This is a genomic window from Acetobacter aceti NBRC 14818 (assembly GCF_000193495.2).
Classification (GTDB): Bacteria; Pseudomonadota; Alphaproteobacteria; order Acetobacterales; family Acetobacteraceae; genus Acetobacter; species Acetobacter aceti.
The window spans coordinates 2,855,281-2,869,593 of record NZ_AP023410.1 but is presented as its reverse complement, the minus strand read 5'-3'; the positions used below and the strand labels follow the sequence as shown (position 1 = coordinate 2,869,593).

General features: G+C 57.4%; 17 protein-coding genes. 5 read left to right on the top strand and 12 right to left on the bottom strand.

Translation table 11 applies throughout. The annotated features are described in order from the left end of the window. Window positions 1-23: 23 nt before the first annotated feature. From lepB to folK, 5 genes are all read right to left on the bottom strand, one after another. Window positions 24-830, bottom strand: coding sequence for a signal peptidase I (gene lepB, locus EMQ_RS13165; RefSeq protein WP_010668147.1), 807 nt, complete (start codon window positions 828-830; stop codon window positions 24-26). 109 nt (window positions 831-939) lie between these two features. Beyond that, window positions 940-1,347: a holo-ACP synthase gene (acpS, locus tag EMQ_RS13160; RefSeq protein WP_010668146.1), complete on the bottom strand. Its 408-nt coding sequence runs from the start codon at window positions 1,345-1,347 to the stop codon at window positions 940-942. 13 nt (window positions 1,348-1,360) lie between these two features. Then, on the bottom strand, window positions 1,361-3,616 hold the full coding sequence (locus EMQ_RS13155; protein ID WP_010668145.1) for a RelA/SpoT family protein: 2,256 nt from the start codon (window positions 3,614-3,616) through the stop codon (window positions 1,361-1,363). A 177-nt stretch (window positions 3,617-3,793) separates the two neighbouring features. Then, the gene (gene rpoZ / locus EMQ_RS13150) at window positions 3,794-4,180 is read right to left on the bottom strand and encodes a DNA-directed RNA polymerase subunit omega (RefSeq protein WP_010668144.1); all 387 of its coding nucleotides are present in this window, start codon (window positions 4,178-4,180) and stop codon (window positions 3,794-3,796) included. A gap of 70 nt (window positions 4,181-4,250) precedes the next feature. Further along, window positions 4,251-4,811, bottom strand: coding sequence for a 2-amino-4-hydroxy-6-hydroxymethyldihydropteridine diphosphokinase (gene folK, locus EMQ_RS13145; protein ID WP_048874177.1), 561 nt, complete (start codon window positions 4,809-4,811; stop codon window positions 4,251-4,253). Between the two features lie 92 nt (window positions 4,812-4,903). Here folK and EMQ_RS13140 point away from each other — a divergent pair, with 92 nt between their 5' ends. The 3 genes from EMQ_RS13140 (at window position 4,904) to EMQ_RS13130 (ending at window position 7,370) form a co-directional block, all read left to right on the top strand. After that, window positions 4,904-5,497, top strand: a complete 594-nt coding sequence (locus EMQ_RS13140) for a LabA-like NYN domain-containing protein (RefSeq protein ID WP_010667773.1) — start codon at window positions 4,904-4,906, stop codon at window positions 5,495-5,497. Window positions 5,498-5,575: 78 nt separating this feature from the next. Beyond that, window positions 5,576-6,232: a uracil-DNA glycosylase family protein gene (locus EMQ_RS13135; RefSeq protein ID WP_010667772.1), complete on the top strand. Its 657-nt coding sequence runs from the start codon at window positions 5,576-5,578 to the stop codon at window positions 6,230-6,232. 247 nt (window positions 6,233-6,479) lie between these two features. Continuing rightward, window positions 6,480-7,370, top strand: a complete 891-nt coding sequence (locus EMQ_RS13130; RefSeq protein WP_026200023.1) for an NAD(P)-dependent oxidoreductase — start codon at window positions 6,480-6,482, stop codon at window positions 7,368-7,370. A gap of 17 nt (window positions 7,371-7,387) precedes the next feature. On the opposite strand, the gene EMQ_RS13125 is transcribed toward EMQ_RS13130, so the two are convergent. Continuing rightward, a complete protein-coding gene (locus EMQ_RS13125; protein WP_010667770.1) occupies window positions 7,388-8,197 on the bottom strand; it encodes a squalene/phytoene synthase family protein in 810 nt (269 codons plus the stop codon). Between the two features lie 164 nt (window positions 8,198-8,361). Here EMQ_RS13125 and EMQ_RS13120 point away from each other — a divergent pair, with 164 nt between their 5' ends. Next, window positions 8,362-8,970, top strand: a complete 609-nt coding sequence (locus tag EMQ_RS13120) for a superoxide dismutase (protein WP_010667769.1) — start codon at window positions 8,362-8,364, stop codon at window positions 8,968-8,970. A gap of 314 nt (window positions 8,971-9,284) precedes the next feature. Here the strand turns inward: EMQ_RS13120 and EMQ_RS13115 are convergent, their stop codons facing one another. From EMQ_RS13115 to EMQ_RS13105, 3 genes are all read right to left on the bottom strand, one after another. Then, window positions 9,285-9,734: a thioredoxin family protein gene (locus tag EMQ_RS13115; protein WP_158306054.1), complete on the bottom strand. Its 450-nt coding sequence runs from the start codon at window positions 9,732-9,734 to the stop codon at window positions 9,285-9,287. Window positions 9,735-9,888: 154 nt separating this feature from the next. Continuing rightward, on the bottom strand, window positions 9,889-10,824 hold the full coding sequence (locus EMQ_RS13110; RefSeq protein ID WP_010667767.1) for an SAM-dependent methyltransferase: 936 nt from the start codon (window positions 10,822-10,824) through the stop codon (window positions 9,889-9,891). Next, window positions 10,817-11,194, bottom strand: coding sequence for a DUF423 domain-containing protein (locus EMQ_RS13105; protein WP_010667766.1), 378 nt, complete (start codon window positions 11,192-11,194; stop codon window positions 10,817-10,819). Before EMQ_RS13105 ends, EMQ_RS13110 begins: the two co-directional genes overlap by 8 nt. 189 nt (window positions 11,195-11,383) lie before the next feature. Here EMQ_RS13105 and EMQ_RS13100 point away from each other — a divergent pair, with 189 nt between their 5' ends. Then, complete coding sequence (locus EMQ_RS13100; RefSeq protein WP_231367921.1) at window positions 11,384-11,965, top strand: DUF4142 domain-containing protein; 582 nt, start codon at window positions 11,384-11,386, stop codon at window positions 11,963-11,965. A 314-nt stretch (window positions 11,966-12,279) separates the two neighbouring features. On the opposite strand, the gene EMQ_RS13095 is transcribed toward EMQ_RS13100, so the two are convergent. The 3 genes from EMQ_RS13095 to EMQ_RS13085 form a co-directional block, all read right to left on the bottom strand. Next, window positions 12,280-12,780 (bottom strand): hypothetical protein, encoded by a 501-nt coding sequence (locus EMQ_RS13095; RefSeq protein ID WP_018307882.1) that lies wholly within the window; start codon window positions 12,778-12,780, stop codon window positions 12,280-12,282. After that, window positions 12,765-13,409, bottom strand: coding sequence for a hypothetical protein (locus tag EMQ_RS13090; protein ID WP_010668938.1), 645 nt, complete (start codon window positions 13,407-13,409; stop codon window positions 12,765-12,767). Before EMQ_RS13090 ends, EMQ_RS13095 begins: the two co-directional genes overlap by 16 nt. A 310-nt stretch (window positions 13,410-13,719) precedes the next feature. Beyond that, window positions 13,720-14,295 carry a cob(I)yrinic acid a,c-diamide adenosyltransferase gene (locus EMQ_RS13085; RefSeq protein ID WP_010668937.1) on the bottom strand — a complete coding sequence of 192 codons (576 nt, stop codon included), beginning with the start codon at window positions 14,293-14,295 and terminating at the stop codon, window positions 13,720-13,722. Between the last annotated feature and the right edge of the window lie 18 nt (window positions 14,296-14,313).

Below are 14,313 nucleotides of genomic sequence, written 5' to 3'. Positions count from 1 at the left end.
AGATCCCCGTTCGTCACTGTCGATCAGTGCACGACATGGAAAAGCCGGGCCCACCGGATTTCCGTCGGCCATGCCCAGAATTGCCAGATCGGGTGCGTCATATCCACCGAGAAGAAGATCATACCTGCCCGGCCAACAAGGTTTTCCATGGGCACAAACCCGAGATCCTGATCGGCATCCCCCATGAAGCGACTGTCCGCGCTGTGATCACGGTTGTCGCCCATGGCAAAGAAATAACCGGGAGGAACAATGTAGTCAGGAGTATCGTTGCGCTGTCCGTCTTCCGGAAAAAGCAGAACCCCATGCACGACAGGTGACCGTCCGGCACTCCCCGGCAGGGTCTCCCGACACAGATGACCTGACCGGCCCATGTGATACTCGTCCTGCTCGACATATTCGCCTTCAGGCGCACAGGGTACGGCTGTGCCATTCAGATACAGCTGTCCTGCCCGCATCTGGATGTGATCACCGGGTAGACCGACGATCCGTTTCACATAATCGATGGAAGGATTCTTGGTGAAGCGGAACACCGCCACATCGCCACGATGCGGCTCGGCACCCCAGACGCGCCCCTGAAACAGGTTGGGCGACAGCGGAAAAGAGTATTTCGAATAGCCGTAGCTATATTTGGAAACCCACAGATAATCGCCAACCTGAAGCGTCGGGATCATCGAGCCTGAGGGAATGTTGAACGGCTCGTAGAGGAATGTGCGCACCACCAGAACCAGCAGAATGACGCTTGCAAGCCAGCGCACGAAGTCAAACAGGCTCTCCCCTTTGCGGGCAGTTCCATGTCCCTGCGTCGTTACGCTCTCGTCCTTAGGCTTCATTCCGTCCCCTGTTTCCGCCTGATCCCCACCACACGGCAAGGCTATCGCACCCTGACCGGGCGAACGGCGGATGAAGCCGAGGCGACCCACCCCTGTCAAGCAAAAGCGCTCAAAGGCGCGGCAAGGCTTCAATCATGACCTGCGCCAGTGCGTAAGGCGTATCGTCCGTCATCGAGAGGTGAAGACGCCCCTCCATACCCGCCGGAACCATGCTGGCCAGCCTGACGGCAGCCCCTCCGGTCAGAGTCAGCACCGGCTGTCCGGACGGCAGATTGCCCACGCCGATGCAGCTATGAAACACGCCATCGGCAAACCCGGTTCCGAGGGCCTTGGCGCAGGCTTCCTTGGCGGCCCAGCGTTTGGCGTAGGCACCAATCCGCGCCTGCCCGCTACGACGTTCAGCCCGCGCCCGCTCGGTTTCCGTAAAGACACGATCCAGAAAACGTGCGCCGAAGCGTTCGATGGCTTTCTCGATCCTGCGCATGTCACACAGATCCATGCCGGTGCCGATGATCATGCCTCAAAGTTCCTCATGACCGCGCCCGCTCGACCTGAGAGATCCCTTCCACGGAACGCAGCCCTCCGATCACACTCGACAGATGCCGCAGATCCCGGACTTCCACATCCACCAGCACTTCCATGAAATCAAGCTGGCGATGCACGATCTTAAGGTTGACGATCGAACCGTCCTGTCGGGACACCCCGTTGGTGATGGTCGCCAACGTGGTCGGCTCATTAGCCGCAATCACCGTGACACGACCGACAAACGGCTCGCTACCCGCTTTCCCGACACGCCCGAGCGCTTCGTAATCCCAGTCCACATCCAGAAAACGCTCCGGGGTGGCGGCAAAGGATTCCAGTGTCTGACAGGTCGCAGTGTGGATGGTCACACCCTTGCCGTTGGCGACCACGCCCACGATCCGGTCTCCCGGCAGCGGATGACAGCAGCCCGCGAAATGAACAGCGATCCCGGCTCCAAGACCGACCAGCGGCGCCATTCCGGCCCCACCTGTTTTCGGTTTGGGCATTGGCGCACGCGCCACAAGACCCGGCACCATGCGAGGGCCGCGGGTGGTACGGCGAAGTTCCGGATACGCCGCATGAACAACGTCACGTGGACCAATGCTGCTGGTGCCGACCGCGACATACAGATCCTCAACGGACGCCTGCTTGAGTTCCTTGAGCAGCGTCTCCAGCACCTTTTCGGAACCGTCCACACCCTCCTGACGGAACGCCTTGGCGAGCGTCGCCTTCCCGGAGTCGAGCGAAACCTGACGCTGCTGCTGTGCGACATAGCGGCGGATACGCGCGCGCGCCTTGCCGGTGACGACAAACCGCTCCCACGATGGCGATGGCGCGCCGCCACGGGCGGTCATGATTTCGACCTGATCGCCGTTCTGAAGCTCGTAGCGGAGCGGCACCAGACGCCCGTTTACCTTCGCGCCGACGCACGAATCGCCGACCTGACTGTGCACGGCATAAGCGAAGTCCACCGGCGTCGCGCCAGCGGGAAGCGGGATCAGCTGTCCCTTCGGCGTGAAGCAGAAGACCTGATCCTGATAGAGCTCCAGCTTGGTGTTTTCGAGAAACTCGTCGGGAGCCGAGGAATCTTCCAGAATTTCGAGCAGATCCTGCACCCAGCGCGGGCGCTTCATCTTGCCGACAACCTCATCCGGCGCGGCACCAGTGGGAAGCTGCTTGTAGGCCCAGTGCGCCGCCACGCCGTTTTCGGCGATATCGTTCATCTCCTCGGTACGGATCTGAACTTCAATCTTCTGGTTACGCGGATGACGCAGCGTCACGCCAGTATGAAGGCTCTGGTAACCGTTGGCCTTCGGGGTGGAGATATAGTCCTTGAACCGCCCGGCGATCATCGGGAAAGCGCCGTGAATGGCACCAAGCGCGGCGTAACAGTCTTCCCGCGACTCCACGATGAGGCGGAACGCCATGATGTCGGAGAGCTGCTCGAACGCCACATTACGGCGCTGCATCTTCTCCCAGATGGAATAAGGCGATTTTTCACGCCCCTTCACATCGACATTCTCGATTCCGGATTCGCGGCACAGACGCGCCAGCTCCCGCTTGACGTCCTCGATGATGTCAGCGCCCTGCCCGCGCAGATAATTCAGGCGGGCGCGGATGGTGGCGTCAGCTTCCGGCTCTAACTGCGCAAAGGCGAGGTTCTGCAACTCCGTCTTGACGCGATCCATACCGATGCGCCCGGCGAGCGGCGCATAGATATCCATCGTTTCACGGGCGATGCGGCGTCTGCGGTCCTCACGCTGCACGAAATGCAGGGTGCGCATATTGTGCAGACGATCGGCCAGCTTGACGATGAGGACGCGAATGTCCTTCGACATCGCCAGCACGAGCTTGCGGAAATTCTCGGCCTGTTTGGTACGGTCAGACTGAAGTTCGAGACGGGTCAGCTTGGTGACGCCATCGACCAGTTCGGCGATCGTGGGGCCAAACTGCTCCCGCAGCGTCTCGATGCTGACGCCGGTATCCTCGATTGTATCGTGCAGAAGAGCCGTGGCGATGGACGGCACATCCATCCGGAACCGCGCAAGGATCATCGCGACGGAGAGCGGATGGGTGATGTAGGGATCACCCGCGTCGCGCAACTGGCCTTCGTGCGCGTCACGTGCAACCTCGAACGCCTTCTGGACGAGCGCTATATCCGCGTCAGGATTGTATCGAAGAATACGCTGGATCAGGCGATCAGCTGAGACCTCGGCAATTTCGTCATTCTCTGCGCGAGACACGCCCCTGCCTCGGGGCAGCATGAGATGCGGTTCCTGTTCCACGCCTCACCCCTTTCCAGCAGAGAGATCGGGGCCGAAGAGCGGGGAGACAGGAGCAGACGCGGGGATGACGAAAATCTCCATAATTGAGCGGAGGAGGTTCAGTCCCCGTCAGACGCCCCTAGGGAGCGTCCGGCGGTATAGTATGTCAGAACGGAATCAGCGCTTGCCGCGGCCTGACATTTCGGCCTCGAAAGCGGCCTTCATTTCTTCCGGAGAGAGATCGGTCACCTCTTCCTCGGCAGAGCTTTCCTGCAGACCGAAGATGTTCTGCTCGGTCGGGATAAGGTCCATGACCTCTTCATCGGCCGGCTCAGGCTCGGGAGCACGCGCCAGCGAACGCACAAGGTCGTTGCGCAGCGGCTCAAGCTGAACGGTCTCTTCGGCGATCTCACGGAGCGCGACAACGGGGTTCTTGTCGTTATCGCGATCGACTGTCAGTTCCTCACCGCGGGACAGGTTGCGTGCACGCTGAGCAGCAAGCAGAACCAGTTCAAAGCGGTTCGGCACCTTCTCGACGCAATCCTCGACTGTGACGCGCGCCATGGGGCGGACCTCCGGAAAATTTTGTTAAAGACGTTTTCTACCACCATCCCCGCGACAAGGGAAGCCTTGGTCAGCGTGCCTGCGGCTCCAGCCGTCGGATCGCCTGAGGAGGCAGCGCATCCAGAAGCGCCTGCACCGTTTTTCCCGAGCCCGGCTCCCGCCAGTCAGGCAGGACGTCCCTCAACGGCAGAAGCACGAAAGCTCTTTCATGCGCCCGTGGATGCGGCAGCAGCGGAGCGCCGTCCGTTCTGACGATCCCGCCCATGTCGATCAGATCCAGATCCAGGGGACGGGCAGCGTTCACCACGCTCCGCACACGCCCGAATGCGGCCTCAATCCCGTGCAATGCGTCAAGCAGCGCTTCCGGCGCAAGAGAAGACTTGCCCACTACGACGCCATTTATGTAGGGAGGCTGACCAGAGGGCGGAACGGGCTCGCTCTCGTACCATGAGGACACAGCATCCACACGCAGCCCGTCAAGCTCTCGCAGAGCCTCTACCGCAGCCTCGCAGGTTGCGGCGGGGGCTAACAGTTTTCCATCAATGGGAGCATAACTGGCAAGGTTCGCGCCAATGGCTATCACAACCCGCACCTCTTTAACCCTCCAGACTTTAAAACATGTCCCGGTCATCCGACGAAAAGATCGACAGGACTCCGGCGACACATAACCAAGTCTTAACCAGTTCGCTATACAGTCAGCGGTATTAAAGGAACACAAACTTAATGATCATTCATAACACTGAACGAACCAGCCTCTTCATTGATGGATCAAGCCTTTACTCAGCCTCTCGTGGTCTTGGTTTCGATGTCGATTACCGTAAAATGCTCGATTTCTTCGCGCGGAGATGTCACCTCCTGAGAGCGCATTATTATGCGGCGATTCTTGATACTGAAGAATATTCCCCCATCAAGCCGCTGACCGACTGGCTGTCCTACAACGGTTATTTTCTGGTGACCAAAACAGCGCGCGAATACACCGACCAGAGCGGTCGCCGCCGTATCAAGGGCAACATGGACATCGAAATCGCCGTGGACATGATGGAAGCGGCTCCCCGCATCGATCACGCCATCCTTTTTACCGGCGATTCGGATTTCCGCCGCGTGGTTGAAGCCGTGCAGCGACAGGGCGTCCGGGTCACCGTCGTTTCCTCCATGCGTTCTTCCCCGCCCCTGATTGGTGACGATCTACGCAGACAGGCAGACCAGTTTGTCGATCTGGCTGACATCGCTGAAGAGATCACCCGCCGGCCAGCCGACCCTCGGCCGCGCCAGACCCCGATTCGCCACCCGGCGGATCAATTGAGCGAGCCTGAATAAGGCTGCACTACCACTCCCCGACACCCCACCCCTTACTCCCCGGTGGGGTGGCGACTGTGTCCAGGAGCATGTTACCGCATGGGAGTCGTTACCTCATCTGTCGTCGATCTTTCAGGCACGACGGATTCTACGGACAACAGTGCGGTCTGTCCGCGTTTCGCCATATCCGGCTCCAGCATTGGACTGTCCACAGAACGCCTTCCCTTCGGCCCGGCTGACGCCAGCCTTCTGATTGTAGCCCCTGCTTTTATCCATCCGCAGGAAGGTAACGACACGTCCCTTTTCGACATAGAAACCGAAACCGTTTTCTATGAAGCACTGATCGAATCTGGCTTCCTTTCGCGCGATGTGGATAAGGATGGCGACATCATGCTGTCCCCTGTGGGAACCCGGTTTGTCAGCGTTATCCAGTCTCCGCCACGTTCCGATTTACCGCTGCCGTCGGATGTCGTTGACTGCAATCATTTTCTACGCACCGAATTGCAGACGCTCCCCAATCTTCGTATTGTTCTGACTCTGGGTGTGCTTGCTCATAACGCCACACTGGCCGCCTGCGGTGTGCCGTTTTCCCGAGTCAGTTTCCAGAATGGCCAGATTTCCAGCATGCCGGACGGCCTCATGATCGCGAACAGCCTTCTGCTTTCGCGCCATAATCTGCAAACAGGCCACGTCTGCCAGCATTCTTTCAGAAAACTGCTTCAGCAGATCCGACAGGAAATCGACTCTCCAGAATAAAAATCGACCGGGGCCACCGCCAGAGAGCTTCCTCCGCAGTTTTGCGGTCTCACTCTGGGTGAGTGATGTCCGCGCTCTCAAGGACGATCTTCAGATCACGCGACGCAGCCCACTTCTGCCATTCGGCCAGCAACGTTCATCAAGAGGAGCGGTCGGTCCGCAGATAGTGATTTCAAAAAAACTGTCTTATCGTTCAGGCATTGTATCAGAAGATATTGCAGCCCGGATCAGGACAGGACTTAGCAGCATGCAGATTCTCTCACCAGAAAACGCACCCCGCATCGGCTTTATCGGTTTTGGCGCCATGGCCAGCCGGATGGGCGACCATCTCAAGACGGCTGGTTATACAATCAGCGCCTATACCCCTTCCGGTCGCTCCCCTTCCCCTTCCGTTCCGATGCTTCCTACACCGCTGGCCCTTGCCAAACAGTCGGACACGGTTGTGGTGTGTGTGCCAGACGATGAAGCTCTCGCTGCGTCGATGTACGGTGAAAATGGCGCACTGGCCGGGATGACCAAAGGCTCCCTGCTGATCAACACCTCCTCGGTATCACCGGAAGCAACAGCCACGCTGTATGAAGCCGGTCAGAAACATGGCGTGGTCGTGCTGGACGCCCCGGTTTCAGGCAGCACGCCGGAAGCAGATTCCGCCAGCCTCGTCATCCTCGTCGGCGGAGACAAGGAAGACGTCGCGAGAGCCGCGCCGATTTTTGATGCAATCGGCAAGCTCACCATTCATGCGGGTCTAACCGGCAGCGGCGCACGCCTGAAACTCGTGATCAATGGAATCATGGGGGCAGGGCTGACGACACTCGCCGAATCGGTCGCTTATGGCCTGTCAGCAGGACTGGATCGTTCCATGCTGTTCGATGCGCTCGATCAGGTGGCGGTGATCTCCCCGCATCACAAACGCAAGCTGAAAGCAGCGAAGGACGGCAATTTTGCCCCGCAGTTCCCGGCCCGTCTCATGCAGAAGGATATGCGCCTGCTGCTCGATGCCGCAGCGCGTGAGGCTGTGCCCGTCCCGACTCTGGCGGCAGCCACGCAACAGCTTTCCCTCACCCGTCGCCTGTCACCCAATGAGGATTATTCCTCGCTTATCCGGGTCATGGAAAAAATCGTCGCCAACGATCGCTAAAGGCGTAGCAGGAGGACTCAACGTCCTCTGACGCCCACCGTCATTACGGCGAGACGATCACCAATACCCCTGACCGCGCCAGCTGTGACCGGCGGACGACCGAGATCCCTGCGAGCCAGAATCGCAGGGAGCATGGCCAGTCTTGCTCGACGGATGTCCTGACGGTCAGGCAGAAATGCCAATCCTTCCCGTTTCAGAATCCCCACGATCGTCGCCAGACGCGTGCTTTCCAGAAGCTCTTCACTGTCAGCATGAACGGATAATCCGACGTCCGAGAACGCCTCTTCCGGTAGCGGCATACGACCACTGAGCAGAACCTGTGGCAGATACCGCACCAACAACCCGGTACCGAACGCAGCACCGGCGCGGGTCACTGCGGCCAGAATCGCCTCATCCTCGATTCCCAGCAGTTCGCCCACCATCCGCTGCATCATGCCCGCACCTTCCAGCATGGCTGAACGCCACGCCGTCCAGTCCGGAAAACGGCACAACTCCGCCTCCCGGGCGTCAATCAGTGTCAGCAATGGGACTTTGCGGATAACACCACGCTCGATGAGGTCAGCCAGCGGCACGGCGATTTCATGACGTGACTGACGACCCTGTTCAGGGTCCTCGATCACGTCCCGCCACCACTGAAGCCGAATCAGCCCCGCCATCGGACCCGTCACCGTGCCTGACACGGGCAGAATCAGCGCCTTGGAAAGCTCGCAGTTCAGCGCAATGAGCGTAAAAGCCGCCCCTCGGATGCTCTGCGGCAGGAACATCGCACAGAAAAACCGATCCGGATCACATAAACGTGCGGTCGTTTCACAGTCAGGCTTTTCCATTTTTAATGGATCCGTTTCTGCCATAACTGCGTTGACCCTTTCAGGAAGCTGTCAGTCCACTATCACGCAAGCGTCCCTTGACGCTTTTCCGGGTGGACCATAGCTGTTGAGGGCGGCGTTGTTTCGCCCTGTATTCGTGATTGCAATCCAAGGAGACCATCATCATGGCATTTGAACTGCCTGCCCTCCCTTACTCCTATAACGCCCTCGCCGCCAAAGGCATGTGCCAGGAGACACTGGAACTTCATCACGACAAGCATCATCAGGCCTATGTGACGGCTCTGAACAATTTCGTCGAAGCCAAGCCGGAGCTTCAGGGCAAGTCCCTCGACGAGATCATTCTCTTCGTCAAAGGTGACCCGGCTCAGGCTCCCGTTTTCAACAATGCGGGTCAGCACTGGAACCATATCCTTTTCTGGCAGAACCTGTCCTCCAACGGTGGCGCAATCCCGCCGGCTCTCGAAGCCAAGATCAAGGAAGATCTGGGCAGTGTCGAAGCCTTCAAGGAAGAGTTCAAAAAGGCCGCCACCACGCAGTTCGGCTCCGGCTGGGCATGGCTGGTCCTGAACCCGAACGGCAAGCTGGCTGTCACCAAGACCGCCAACGGCAGCAACCCGCTCGCCGAAGGTCAGGGCACGGCGCTTCTCGGCCTCGACGTCTGGGAGCACGCCTACTACCTCGACTTCCGTAACCGTCGTCCTGACTACATCACCAACTATCTCGACAAGCTCGCCAACTACGAGTTCGCCGAAGCTCAGCTGAAATCTGCCTGAGCCACAAAAACAGGCCGGAGGGTAATTCCTCCGGCCTGTCTCTTTACAGAATCATGCTTTTTGTAAACCGGACAGAAAGCTCACTAGGCCTCGTCCGATGTTTGTTTCAATTCCCCACAGATTCCGAAATGAACCCCGCAGGTTTTCATCCAGGATGGGCGATCTGATTGAAATTTGTCCGAAATGCTCGGACCGAAATGACCGCATCCGTCACGCTTATAAATAATGTCGCGCCTATGTTCTGACGGACCCACGGACACTTCGGTTTAAAAACAGATAAAATGATCTTTGTAGAAACTATTTTCTGAAATGAATCAGTTCATCTTGCCCCAGACTGCCAGCTGATCGACAACTGCTTGTGGTGTCATCTTGCTTGCATTGGCCAAGGCCGCAATTGTACCTGCGTTGAGGAGTTTCCCGTCTGACGACACGACCAGGACAGAGGGTACATCTGCAATCGTCACACCGTAATTTTCACCAATCCCCATATTCGTGTTGCGGCGTGAAACATTGATCACAACCACTTCAAAATTCTGGGCAATCCATGCCGATACCGCCGGGATCGCCAGAACGCCCGAAAGAGCCCAGCAATCAGGCGACCAGTTTCCGCCAAAATCCAGCAGAAGCGGTTTGCCGCTCACCTTGGAACGAGCAATCGCCGCCTGCAGTTGCGTCTGCGCCATTTCGGGCACCGGATATGGCACCACCACCGGATGAACCGGATCATTGCCCACCACCGGAGCCGTCGTCATTGTCCGGGCCATGGCAGCTTCAGACATCATACCGGCCAACGCGACACAGCACGTCAGACACAACCCTAATTTCCGAAAACGCATCACATCTCCTTCCCCTCAAGTGGATCCGTGATGTCGTCTTTTCCCTGTCACAAAAGACATTCGCAACAAGAGAATGCAGATTTCAGAAGATTCCGTTTTCGGACCAGAAAAACGTCACCTCGTGCTTGTTGTGAAACAGATGCGCGAGACGGGCACCGGGGATGGCCGCAAACTGATCCAGAATGGCGAAATCGGTTTCCCCCTGAAACTTTACGCTCATGACAATCCGGGCGGTTCGTCCGGCTTCAATCCATCGCTTTGCGAGTGTCAGGAGGCGTTCCGGATAAGCAATTACATCAGAAAACAGCCAGTCCACACGTGCTTCATTGCGCGGCTCCAGACCGAAGGCGCTCTCCTGTCGAAAACTCACACCCGGCATCGCTGCGACGGATGGTGAGAGCGGCGCCCGGTCAACTGCCGTGACACTCGCACCAAGTTTCGCGATGGCCCACGTCCATCCCCCCGGCGTCGCGCCCAGATCCAGACAGGTTTCTCCCGGCACAGGCCAACGGCCCAGTCGGGTGCAGGCTTCCCACAATTTCAGATAGGCACGGGAAGGCGGTCCTTCCCGATCCTCGACGAACTTCACCTCACCCATCGGAAAAGGGCTTGTTTTGGCTTGCGAAAACAGGATCCGATCGGGAGCAAGAAGCGTCCAGCCTCCTAACGGACTGGTCGGCGGCAATTGCGGGAATATCAACGGAGCCGCTTTGACGGGAGGCAGTTTGTCGACAATCAGTGCGGCACGACGGAAGAATTCAACCGGCACCAGCGACCAGTTTCGCTGTCGGCTTTTCAGAAGACGCGCCGCCTCGCCAATTGAAACAATCGTGTGAATTTCAGGAGAAGTCCAGATATCAAGCGCCCAGACACTGGCCACGGGAGGTGCTTCACAGACCGCCAGACGGCCATGCCAGAAGGCTGGCGTCACTCCCAGTCGTTCCAGCTCCTTTTGCAGAATGCTTTCAAACCCGGGAGCGGCGACATACACACTGCCAACAGAAATATTCTCAGCCATGACGAGCAAGAAACCCTACACCAAGCACAATCCATGACAGGATCAGGAGAGAACCACCCGTGGGAGCAACGCTTCCCAAATGGTGACCCGAAAAGGCCGTCACATAGAGCGCGCCGCAGAAGAGCATGATACCGGGCAGCATCATACAACCGGCCAGCGCCTGCAGACGGGAAGGCGTGCGCAGCCCCACACCCAGAGCCAGCAGGGCCAGCGCGTGCCACATCTGCATCTGCACCGCCTCCCGAACGATGTCCCGCCCCTCCGGCAATCCAAACCGTTCGATCGGAAGGTGGGCGGCCACAGCTCCCATGGCGACGGCAATCGCAGCCAGAAAGGCGGCGGCCGTGCGCCATATACGCGGCAAACTCATGTCATTCCCTCTCCGATTACGCTGGCGAACCGAATGGAACGCCGTGCGTTTGTCTTCCGGCCCGCTACACTTCCCGTGATTATCCAGATCATCAGCGTCGTGGTAACCGCGAGAAGAAGAACCGGCAAGAAACAAACATCTGAAGTCCCTGCCGTCATCGGGGAAACCCGCAACAAAAAGAGTAGAATCATGAATATCGTCAAAAAGATAACTACCGCCGCAATCCTTGGTGGCCTGACCGCCTGTGCGATGTCCCCGCCGCCGGCTCCTCCCACACCACCCGCGCCCCCTTCTCTCTCTGCAGCTGACACGACTTTTGTTCAGACGGTAGCGGAAGCCAACCTGACTGAAGTGGCGCTCGGCAAGATCGCGCTGACCAACGCAGGCACTTCCGGCGTGAAAAGCTTCGCACAGCATGCGATTTCAGAGCATACGAGCGCTGAAAACCGTCTGACCACCATTGCATCAGCGCACGGCATTACCTTGCCCACAGCGCCCAATGAGGATGACCAGAAAACCATTACAACCCTTGGCGGCATCAAAGGTGCAAAATTCGATAAAGCCTATATCGCCAACGCCATCGAGTCCCATACGAACGCTGTGAAACTTGCAGGTGATGAAGCAGACACCACGTCCGATGCTGATCTGAAAAGCTTCGCTACTGACTTCCAGAAAATCGCTCAGGCGCATCTGGAAGCTGCCGAAGCCCTCAAGAATCATAAAGGCCACCCAAGCGTCTATCGCGGCAAGCGCCACGTTCATGCGCACTGACACCTGACACTTACAGTCTCTGCCCGAAAATCTCGTGTTTGCGGGCAGAGTTTTTCACGGACAAGTTTCCGCTACACACCCGATCATTCACACACATTCTTTCACAAAAGCTGTGTGAATAATGATTACTTTCTGCTGCATCCGATGCTGCGGTGACAGTATCCTGTCATTACATCATTTTTCACGAAAGACTTTCTGGAAACATCGCTCTTTTGAAAAAGACAACATCTGGAAATTTTATCTCATGACCCGCTCGTTATTAAAAAACCTTCTTCAGAAAAAGAAGATTTTTCAAAAAGTATTACCCTGACTTCTCAACGCCTGATTTCCCTGAAGGCGACAATCTCTGCAATCAGCGAGGGAAACAGAAGCACGGCCTCAGGTAACCCGACCATAAAAGCCGCGAGGGCATGTATCAGAAAACACAACCAGAGAAACGATATATCCCGACGTCCAACAGCCAGAACAAACAGAAGCAGACCGGTGATCACCAGAACCGCCGGGCCATAACTATGATAAAGGACTTCGGAAAAACCACGCGGTGGGATCGCATGTCCCACACTGGTCACTGCATCACTGATCTGCTGTCCGGTTGTCAGCCACACAGCAAGATTGAAAAGCAGACGGAAAGGCAGAAACAGCGCTTCCATGATGCTCTCAAGGAGAATCAGGAAACCTGAAATCAGGTTCGGCACCAGCAAAGCAGCAAGCTGGCAGGCAGAAGAGAGCACTACGATTGCACGCAGCACTCCCAATCGCTCTTTTCTGTGAGCAGAAGAAGTGACCGGAGGAGTGGCGGTCAGTCTTTCCACCATTTCACAGGCTTCTGACCTTCTTCATCGGCTTCAACTTCACGCTGGACAGAAGCAGTTTTCGAAGGAGCAGACTTCGCCTGCTGACGAAGCGCCCTGATTTCGGCGTGAGCCTGCTGGAGGGCAAGCTGCTCCCCGGCCAGTTCCATCTTCACCGCAGCCAGCTCTGCCTCACGCGTCGCCAGACTTTCCTTGAGCTCGGCAACCAGAACCTGTGCGTGACCAAGACGGGTCTCAAGCGAACGCTGATGCGTTTCAAGTTCCTGCACCTGACGCTCGGCATCGTTGCGAGCACGCCTTTCGGCTTCAAGAGCACGATTGTTGAGCTTCGTCTCGCTATCCCCGGAATGGGCCGGCGCATTGCGGGCGGAAGGCCGTGAAAACGGGTTGTGCTCGACCTGCACATCGCCATCACGCACAAAGCGCCGTTTGCGAAACTGCCCTGCTGCATCCTGACCGGAACGCGGCGTCAGACGAAGCTGCTGATCATTCTGTCGCGGCGCACTGTTGCCTGATGCGGGGGCATTCGCCTTGTGCGATCCCATGCGGTTCAGGGCACGCAGGGCGGCTTCTTCCGCGTCATGATCCGTAAGGTTATCCTCCAGAAGGTCGGCCTGAGGGGATCTTTTCAATAATCCACTATCCACTACTATACTTTCAAATTTCAAGTCAGTCCGGCCGCCAGCAAAACCCGTCCTGCAAAGCAGAAACCGCTGACGTGACGGAGCACCAGATGTAACTCTGATTGTTGCCATGATCTGTGGGATTTCGCCGGACAGAACCCAGCCGACAATCATCTTTTACGAGATTGGCATGACTGGTAGCACGAAGCTTTCACTACTACAAGAAACCCATAGATATTCTTTTTGTCATGAAAGCTTTCATGGTCATTCAGTCAGAATTTCAGTGATGACCAGACACAAACTGTCCACAAACCTGAAATCAGGATGCCTCTGCAAACAAAGCGGCACCAGGCTGCCAGAGCACATCCTGCCTGCCATCATCATTAAGATGACGGCCGAGCACAAAAAAGTAATCTGAAAGCCTGTTCAGTAACGGCACAAGAACAGGATTGATCGTTGCTTGTTCAGACAGCGCGACAACTGCACGTTCCGCTTTTCTGACTGCCGTACGGGCAATATGCGCCCACGCAGCGGGCACCGATCCACCCGGCAGGATGAAACTGGTCAGCGGCACCTGAAGCGCCCGCATTCTTTCGATCTCGGCCTCAAGCGGCACGATGACGCTGTCTGTCAGACGCTTCGCGTGCTTGCTGCCCTCCGGCATGCACAGATCGCCCCCCATATCGAACAGCAGGTTCTGGACAGCCATCAGCTTTCTGGACAGAGCTTCGTCCGCAACGTGACTTCGCAGGACGCCCACGGCGGCATTGGCTTCATCCAGCACCCCGATCGCCTCGACATGACGATCAGCCTTGCTCAGCCGTGTCCCGTCGCCAAGTGACGTCTGCCCCTTGTCACCGCCCCGTGTGACGACCCGGTCTATTCTGACTGACATGCGCTTTTCACTTTCCCT